The sequence below is a fragment of the Heliobacterium chlorum genome, from assembly GCF_014502795.1.
In the GTDB taxonomy this organism is placed as follows: domain Bacteria; phylum Bacillota; class Desulfitobacteriia; order Heliobacteriales; family Heliobacteriaceae; genus Heliobacterium; species Heliobacterium chlorum.
In genome coordinates this window covers 20,935-29,363 of the sequence record NZ_JACVHF010000032.1, presented here as the reverse complement: position 1 = coordinate 29,363, position 8,429 = coordinate 20,935, and the positions used below count along the sequence as shown (strand labels likewise).

Below are 8,429 nucleotides of genomic sequence, written 5' to 3'. Positions count from 1 at the left end.
ATGAGACAGCCTGACGAACAGGTTAACACTCCTTATTTAGAATTTGCATTCGAAAAACCGTGTCTCTGCTTCTGCTATACGGAATTCGACTCAATATACATGGATGTAGTTTAAGCCCTATAATAGACCTTTATCAACGTCAAAAAAGCTATTATTTGGGTTTCATAAACTCAAAAACGCTAGAACCAATCACCTTGCCTTTATTAATCGTATCCGAACGTTAGATTACAAAGGTTTTTAATAAACACACGCAAAAAGGCCCAGGACTTCTCATCCTGGGCCTTAACTGTTTCCTCAACTTTTAACTCTTAAAACACCCGTAGGCGTCACGTTAGGCGTCAAATCCTAACTTTATCCAACAGCTAACATTACGAAACCCCAGCTAACTCATGGTCGGGGCGACAGGATTCGAACCTGCGGCCTCTTGGTCCCGAACCAAGCGGCATCGTTTTGATGTAGGATTCATAGAGGCTGTACGTCTATTCTAACCCCGTTACCCCGCACCGTCAATGGGTTACCCAGTTAAACCCACTGGCGTCACTATGGCGTCAAACCTCCCGTGGCGTCACCCGTAGGCGTCTAGTTTAGGCGTCACCTGTTTTTCGGGGTATTTTCATGGCAAAATCGGCTTTTCTGGAGTTTCACAAGAACTTTTTTTAGTCAAGAGAACTCCGTTCATTTGAGCGAGGGCTTTGGCCATCTCATCTACACCGATGTGGTCGAGGTAGATGTCAACCGTAGTCTGGATGGTCGTATGTCCCAAGACTTCCTGTACGACCTTCATCGATTTCGTAGCATCCAGAATAAACAATCCAGCCGTATGGCGTAAGCTGTGGAATGTCGTCTTCGGCAGACCAGCTTTGTCTAACAGCTTCTCAAACATCCGGGTGAACGATGTGGGATCAAGTGGACGGCCATCGTTAGAACAGAACACGAGGTCATAATTAAGGTACATATCGCCAGCAATTTCTTTATCCTTGTCAACGCTGAGTTTATGTTTATGTAGGTCTATCATTAAATCAGCCGGTATCGGTAGAGGACGCTTACTTCGCTGGGTCTTCGGTGTCTGGAAGATAAGATGCGTCTTCTTTCCTTTATCATCGGGTTTCTGGATACGCTGCAAGGACTGCCGGATGTATAGTATCCGTCGTTCAAAATCGATGTCCTGCCAGCATAGGCCCAACAGTTCCCCTCGACGTAAGCCCAATCGTAATTCCAATAGGAAAGCAGCGTACAATTTGTGGTCCTCAATGGACTTCAAGAACTGCCGGACTTCCTCCAATTTTAATGGACGGATTTCTGGCTTTACCTTTTTGGGCAGCTTTACAGCGTCGGCTGGATTCTTCAAGAGTTTGCCTTCCTTGATGGCTTGTTCGAAGGCACCGGATATGACGTTATGGATGTGGCGGATAGTCCTGGGAGCAAGGGACCTGCCGTTGTCAGCTCTGGATTTCAGTTTAGCGTTGTACATCAGTTGAATATCGGAGGTCTGGATTTTCTGAAGAGCCAGCGATCCCAGTGTGGGGATGATGTGGACTCGAGTCATGGTTTCGTACTGTGCATACGTGGTAGGCTTCACGTTAGGTTCGATGCACTCAGCCAACCAGTACGTCATCCAATCCTTAACGGTCATCCTCGTAGGCTCTACGAAATTACCGGTGATGATCTGTGCCTTCGCTGCCATCATCTTGTTGTAAGCTTCTTCGTGGGATTTACCGAGATAGTTGTAGCGTTTCTTGTTACCGGTGGCGGGATCAGTGTGGAAGAAACGGGCTTCCCATCGGCCGTCCTTTCGTTGGTATACGTTGCCTTCACCGTTGGTGCGTTTGGTCATGATTGGTCCACCTTCCCGATGTTTGTTAAGGGGTCAGTGGACAGTGTTGATTGAGTGGGGCAGAGGAGTCAAGTGGAAGCTTTTAATGCGAAGATTTGGCGGTGATTGCAGTGGTGTTGTCGTTGGTCTAAGGCAGTGATGTACACAAATATATTTTTTTATTGTAGACCTAATTCTAAATTATGTTACAATAATATTTGTGGTATAGCAGTTAAATTTTGTTTTGCTGTGTCATGAAGGTGGTTATTTTAATGGAAGACGTCGAGCAAAAAAGTCGTGAGCAATTAATTGAAGAATTAGAGTTATTGAAGCAAGAGCACAACTACTTACTGTTAAAACATCAGGCCACTTTGAAATTGAATAAAAACAACATTACTAATACAATTCTTGATATTGTATCAGATCTGGTATTTATTAAGGATGTTAATGGAGTTTGGATTTACTGTAACCAAGCATTTTGTAATTTTATAGGGCTTGATAAAACCGATGTAATTGGCAAAACTGACCATGATTTATTTCCAAAAGATGCCGCTGAATTTTTTTGTGAACAGGACCGTTTGGTTTTAAATGAAAAAGCACCAAGAAAGAATGAAGAGTCGATAACCTATCCAGATGGAAAAAAGTTATACTTTGAAGCCATTAAGAGCCCTTTTTATGAAGAGGATGGCAAAATTTGTGGCTTAATAGGGATCGTTCGAGATATAACTCAATACAAACTAATTATTAACGAGTTAGAGGAAAGCCAAAAAAAGTTAGAGATGTTCTTCTCGCAATCAATGTATGGGTTTTTCTATATGATGTTAGATGAGCCAGTTCATTGGAATGATACAGTGGACAAAGAAGAAACTTTGGAGTATGTATTCGATCATGAACGAGTAACAAAATTGAATGACGCAATACTCGTGCATTATCGAGCTACCCGTGAAGATTTGATAGGTATGACACCGAGGATGATTTTTTCAAGTAACCCTGACTTGGGTAAATTATTGTGGAGACGTCTTTTGGATGAGGGTAAGCTCAAATACGAATTTTTTGCAGGAACCGATATGTTTGTAGAGGCGGACTATCGGTGCTTTTATGACAATGAAGGAAGAATCTTGGGGCACTTTGGTATTGAACGAGACGTGACAGAGCAGAAAAAAACAATAGAACAACTTGAACAAGCCAAAGAAGCTGCTGATGCTGCTAATAAAGCGAAAAGCCAATTCCTTGCTAATATGAGCCATGAAATTCGAACTCCAATGAACGCAATTTACGGTATGGCAGAACTTTTGATGGATACACAACTCACAGAAGAACAATATGAATATGCAAAAACTATTCGTGAATCGAACGAAGCACTATTGACTATAATAAACGATATTTTGGATATCTCTAAAATAGAGTCGGGCAAATTAGTAATGGAATTTGTTGAAGTAAGTCTTGAAGAAACAATATCTTCTGTTGTTAATTTAATGGGGTTTAAAGCAATAGAAAAAAGTATTAAATTAAACACCGTTATTAACATAGACAAGCACTGTGTCTTAATGACAGACCCTCTTCGATTACGTCAGGTACTCCTTAATTTAGTCAGCAATGCGATTAAATTTACTCAAGAAGGAGAAGTTTTACTTCGTGTCTGTACAGAGCAAACTATCGACTCCGGTAAAATAGTTCGATTTGAGATTATAGATACCGGCATAGGAATTAGATTAGAAGATCAACAGCAGATATTTCAACCATTTACTCAAGTCGATGGATCCACATCCAGAATGTATGGAGGGACTGGTTTAGGACTATCAATTTCCAAACGGCTTGTTGAATTGATGGGCGGTACAATCGGATTACACAGCGAACTTGGGAAAGGAACGACTTTCTGGTTTACGATTTCGTTAATTGAGCATGGTCCGTTGATAGACAGCGTTGTATGATAGCGAGTGCGAGCAGTCCATCAAATGGTCGGGCTGTTATTCATTTTCGTCGTGGAAGCGGTAAATCTCTGAAAAACGCCTTTCATTTTCGCCTAAAAATGACTATATCCCACCACACTCGCTGTAACGCCCCACGTCCAAATCAACCCCCATTGTGGTATGAATGTCGTTTTCATAGGCACACAGGGCATTCTGTGGGTTCGAGTTTGAAGGGTGGAGGAAATAATTAGGTGAAACGCTAGTTTAATTACCCGCTTTTGGGGTACTTATTGATTAAATACTTGGGTTACATCGAAAACTAGAATGGTGTCCGTCCTAGTTTAAGGAGGTTGATATACATCAATAAACCATCATTAGACGAGTTATTGGGTCGAGTCGAAAGTAAGTACGCTATGGTTATACTCGCTGCCCTGCGAGCACGTTCACTAAATGATCCCAGCAAACCAGCGGAACCATTGGTTCATGCGAAGAAGGAAGACAAGCCGGTAAGTATCGCTCTTAGGGAAATTGCGGAAGGATTAGTTCGTTATGAACGTGTGAACGATAAAGAGAGCGTTGAGGCTCCGTTTGATCGAAAATATTAGCGTAGAAATTTATCGCTGTGTAAGCAGTCCGGCCAACGCCGGGCTGTTTTTATTGTCGGCCAATGCAAACGCTGGCTCTACACGCATTTTGGATGAAAAACACCACTAATAATCACCTAAAATCCCCATATCCCACAAAAGACCGCTGAAATGACCCATGTTCGATTGGACCATTGTTGTAGTATGAATGGTATAGCCGATCGTTTTCAAAGGCACACAGGGGATTCTGTGGAGTCGGGTTTGAAGGATGGAGGAAATAATTAGGTGAAATAGCCGATATTCAAGTGTTAGCCGTTCAATTGCCGGTCAGAATAACAGTAAACCGCCCATCCTCACAGCCTTACTGATAAGCCACGTTATTGGGAGGCCAGTGGGGAGAGGCGATTTTTCATTTAGGAAACTTAGTTCTGACCTTTGCCGTTGGTGCGTTTGGTCATGAATGGTCCACTTTCCCGATGTTTAGTTGGGTCAGTGGAAAGTGTTGATTGAGAAGGGAGAGGAGTCAAGTGGAAGTTAAGAGAGACAGTAGGGTAGAATATATTACTTAAATAAATCCACTTTAGGTTTTTCATTAATATTGTGTAAGTCAATAGCTGGAGAACCTATTCCATTAAACTCTTTCACGATTTCTCTTAAATCTAATTGTTCATTTTTAGATAGTAAATTATCATGGTAATCTCTAGAAAAATAGAATTCTTCAAGACTGTTGAAGATAATGTTGTTTATAACATTTCTTAGTTCAGTGTCATTTGCAAGTTCAATACGATTGAAGAAATCAACTGACAATCGTTTATCGGCTAACTTATTAGCAGCTAAAAAAACTAAGTGATTTTTTGAATTCTCTTGGGGTAATACAATGCAGGTAAAATAATTATTTTGTTCATTATTCAAGAAATCTAGACTTGAAGGGCTGTACTTTTTATATTCTTTATGCAGGCGAGTTGTGTGAAATACCATAGAGTGGTTTGATGTTAATATTGTCTTTATTGGAGTAAAGGTCAAAAAATCATTAACAATATTCCACGTTTTGTATTGTGAACTATAGTTTTCTTCCAAAACATTCATAAGGTTACGCAAATCTTTTAGGCGTTTTTCATAAGCATGATATAAAAGAATAAACTTGTATTGTAAATAAAGTATATTGTTTTGCGGTTTGTTTGCAAAAATTATAGGTTGATTCTTAAAATGCTCTTTAATTTGGTAGTTCCTAATTCTATAAAGTTTATTATAAGCATAAGATAAACTTCTATATACCAATGCATACTTTTGCTCAATAGAAAAAGTAATCGGTTTTGATCCTTCTATAATCTTGAATATTTCGCTGTCATGAGGTTGGCAAAAACCATAAAAAGTTGTGGCTTCGTTTATGGATTCCTTTTTAAGATAAGGTGACATTTTCCCATTTCTGAACATGCAGATATATCTAAATACATTTTGGTTAGCATCTGAAATCATACTCAAATAGCGATTTTTTTGAATAGCATGTGAGCCAATTGATTCTTCGGTACAACCGTTATAACAGCAAACAGGGTTTTTTATATCATTATAATTCCATATGTCTCCATTTGTTTTACCAAGCCATCTTTTCAAATCTTTTTCAGTGGAAATAGCCGTAGGTTTTAACATACAACAAAACTTAAACTTATAGCCGGAATGACACGGGCATTCGTCATACGGATTAATACCATAATTTACAATAAAATTTTTAGCTTCACGAGGTGTAACATCATGAATTTTGTAATTGATAATCAATCAAATAATCGTCCTTTCTTACCAACGTTCAAATTAAAATCGCCGGTCAGAATAACAGCAAACCGCCCTTCCTCACGGTCTACCTTGTACTCCTTTCGAGCGAGGCCGGTGGGGAGGGGCGGTTTTTTGTAGGGGATTCTAGGGGTAATTCCATAAGTATTAAAAACAATTAAGCGGAATAATGGTAATTAGCGTTACCCGAGTATGTGTAATTGTCATTTTATTTAACCAAAATAGGATACAATTGTATCATCCTCTTTTATATACTCATCTAGTATTGTATTAGCGATCGAAAAATCAAAATTTCTTATGTTATTTCCCTTAGATTTTAATTCAGATATTACTTCCTGAAGATTTTTTCTGTTTAGTCCTTTCATTATAGTATTTACAGATTTCACATAATGTTTAAGAGGCCTGTTATTAGGGCTGCTCTCAATCTCATATTTTATTTTTGCTATCGTTCCTTCAGGTGCTTTGTCTTTATATATAAGCGTTAGGTTTATTGCATTAGATAATTCTTTAGCGAGAGGATCCCAGTTCAATAAATTACCGCCAACTCCACCACCAACTCCTCCATTTCCTCCGGGGCGGCCCTCCTCGTGCCTTAAGGGATCGAACATTTTTAGTTTCTGCATATTTAATAATTTTAGAAAGTGTTCTGCGGTAGGTCTACCACAGAAGAATGTTTTGATAACTTTATCGTTACCTAACTTTTTTTGATAAGAAAAGCAGTAATAACTCTCAGTCAATAATTTTCCAGTGCAACTATGCTTTTCTTGATGATTTAACAATCGAACGTGGGCAATTGGCTTTACGTGGTATTCAGCAACAATTTCTTTTCTACGGTCTTCTCCAAAGCATCTAAACTCTTCCAAAAACTATCTCCTCCTAACTTTCGAGGATTTTATATCCATTATTGTATATTGGGCTCCAAGAAAAATAAATAATTTTTTTGGTTAATTCTTTTTAGAAAATCACAAAAAAGTACGATCGCTATTGGACATCATAATCCCGAAAATACCTCGATATGCTCAATGCCCATAAACTTACCAGCGATCTCATCTTTAACGGCGGGGTCGCTTTTCTGTGTAGAGATGCAGGATAACTTAATACAACTTACGAATATCTGAGTCTTAAGATATAGTAGAATCATTGGGACGAATAAACACGATAGTAAGGAGAAATTAGTTCGTGAACTTCTTACATCCGACATGGTGCAAGTTAAACTGGTCCCCTTGGCTAAATTTCTATGTGGTATCTACGGATAAGCAAGTACGTAAGTCCATTCCAACAATCCCCGGTTTTTATCGAATAAAACCCGTAGGTCAAAATAAGTTATGCTACATCGGTCAAACGGGGCGGAGTTTACGTGAACGAGTTGTTTCGTCACTTGTAAATAACACTTTGAAAGCGGAAATGCCTTTTAACGATCCTCACACGGCAGCTCCTTCGCTTTGGGCCTGGAAAGATGGGGAGGATATGGAATTCGAGCTTTCCGTAGCCCTAGAATCATCGATGAGTCGGAAAGAGCGAGAGACCATTGAATGTTATTTATTATGGCAGTATCGTCTTGAATCCGGTGAATCAACGCTATGTAATCATGGAAGATTTCACCCAAGATACGTAAAGTCTAAAGATCGAAAGAGCGGATTTAGAGGATATCGATTACCGGATGGAGAGACCAACTCTGCTAGTGGCCCGAGCGTGAAGCCGTTACATATGGTAGGAGATCCAATAGATCAAAATTGGATGAATCTTAAATGGAAAGAGTCAAGCATTTTATCTACGGAAAACGTGAAAACAATTCCACCTGTACCCGGTGTTTACAAAATTTTAGCTAAAGGCGAAAAGGGACTGCTTTATATCGGTGAATCAAATTCACTTACAAACAGATTGAAATCCCATGTACTAAAAAACTGGGGAACTGATGATGTTTATTTTTCCTACGTTCCTTTCGAGAAAGATATACTGCCTCACCAACTGAAAGAAATAGAAAACGACCTAATTGGATCCCACTTTGCGGCTGTAGGCGAAGGACCATATTTTCAGTTTAAGAATTTGGATTAAGACAGAGCGATCTCTCCACGACCGGCGAGGTCGCTTTTTTACTTTTTACATAGCAGATGAGTTTTTGACGGGATAAGTGGGGAGTTTGTGGGGTTGGGAGGGGTAGGTGGGCCGAAAGTCTTCTACTATGGATACATAAGCAGATGAGACTTATTAGGAATGTCTTGAGGGTAGGATGATACGGCTTTTCCCTAAAAATTTTAAACTTGGAAGGATTTCTACGGGTTGCACCGAAATAATTATATACAGAAAAAATTTCCATTAAAAATAAAGAAGGGTACG

6 protein-coding genes and 1 tRNA gene are annotated in these 8,429 nt (G+C 39.4%); 3 read left to right on the top strand and 4 right to left on the bottom strand.

The window, feature by feature from the left end:
- Positions 1–390 precede the first annotated feature (390 nt).
- Both H1S01_RS17850 and H1S01_RS17845 read right to left on the bottom strand, forming a co-directional pair.
- Positions 391–506 (bottom strand) — tRNA-Pro (locus H1S01_RS17850).
- A 107-nt stretch (positions 507–613) separates the two neighbouring features.
- Entirely contained in the window at positions 614–1,834 is a 1,221-nt protein-coding gene (locus H1S01_RS17845; RefSeq protein ID WP_188041751.1) for a tyrosine-type recombinase/integrase, read from the bottom strand.
- A 251-nt stretch (positions 1,835–2,085) separates the two neighbouring features.
- Between H1S01_RS17845 and H1S01_RS17840 the strand changes: the two genes are divergently transcribed.
- Entirely contained in the window at positions 2,086–3,744 is a 1,659-nt protein-coding gene (locus H1S01_RS17840) for an ATP-binding protein (protein WP_188041750.1), read from the top strand.
- Between the two features lie 329 nt (positions 3,745–4,073).
- Entirely contained in the window at positions 4,074–4,328 is a 255-nt protein-coding gene (gene rpoZ / locus H1S01_RS17835; protein WP_207732409.1) for a DNA-directed RNA polymerase subunit omega, read from the top strand.
- 540 nt (positions 4,329–4,868) lie between these two features.
- On the opposite strand, the gene H1S01_RS17830 is transcribed toward rpoZ, so the two are convergent.
- Both H1S01_RS17830 and H1S01_RS17825 read right to left on the bottom strand, forming a co-directional pair.
- Entirely contained in the window at positions 4,869–6,080 is a 1,212-nt protein-coding gene (locus H1S01_RS17830; RefSeq protein WP_188041749.1) for an SEC-C domain-containing protein, read from the bottom strand.
- A gap of 224 nt (positions 6,081–6,304) precedes the next feature.
- Entirely contained in the window at positions 6,305–6,955 is a 651-nt protein-coding gene (locus H1S01_RS17825; protein WP_188041748.1) for a hypothetical protein, read from the bottom strand.
- A 316-nt stretch (positions 6,956–7,271) separates the two neighbouring features.
- Between H1S01_RS17825 and H1S01_RS22380 the strand changes: the two genes are divergently transcribed.
- Positions 7,272–8,147 carry a GIY-YIG nuclease family protein gene (locus H1S01_RS22380; RefSeq protein WP_188041747.1) on the top strand — a complete coding sequence of 292 codons (876 nt, stop codon included), beginning with the start codon at positions 7,272–7,274 and terminating at the stop codon, positions 8,145–8,147.
- Positions 8,148–8,429: the final 282 nt, after the last annotated feature.

What these genes read in the sequence shown, in the direction of transcription:
- H1S01_RS17840 (WP_188041750.1), top strand. Translation starts at nt 2,086, where the DNA reads ATGGAAGACGTCGAGCAAAAAAGTCGTGAGCAATTAATTGAAGAATTA.
- H1S01_RS17845 (WP_188041751.1), bottom strand. Translation starts at nt 1,834, where the DNA reads ATGACCAAACGCACCAACGGTGAAGGCAACGTATACCAACGAAAGGAC.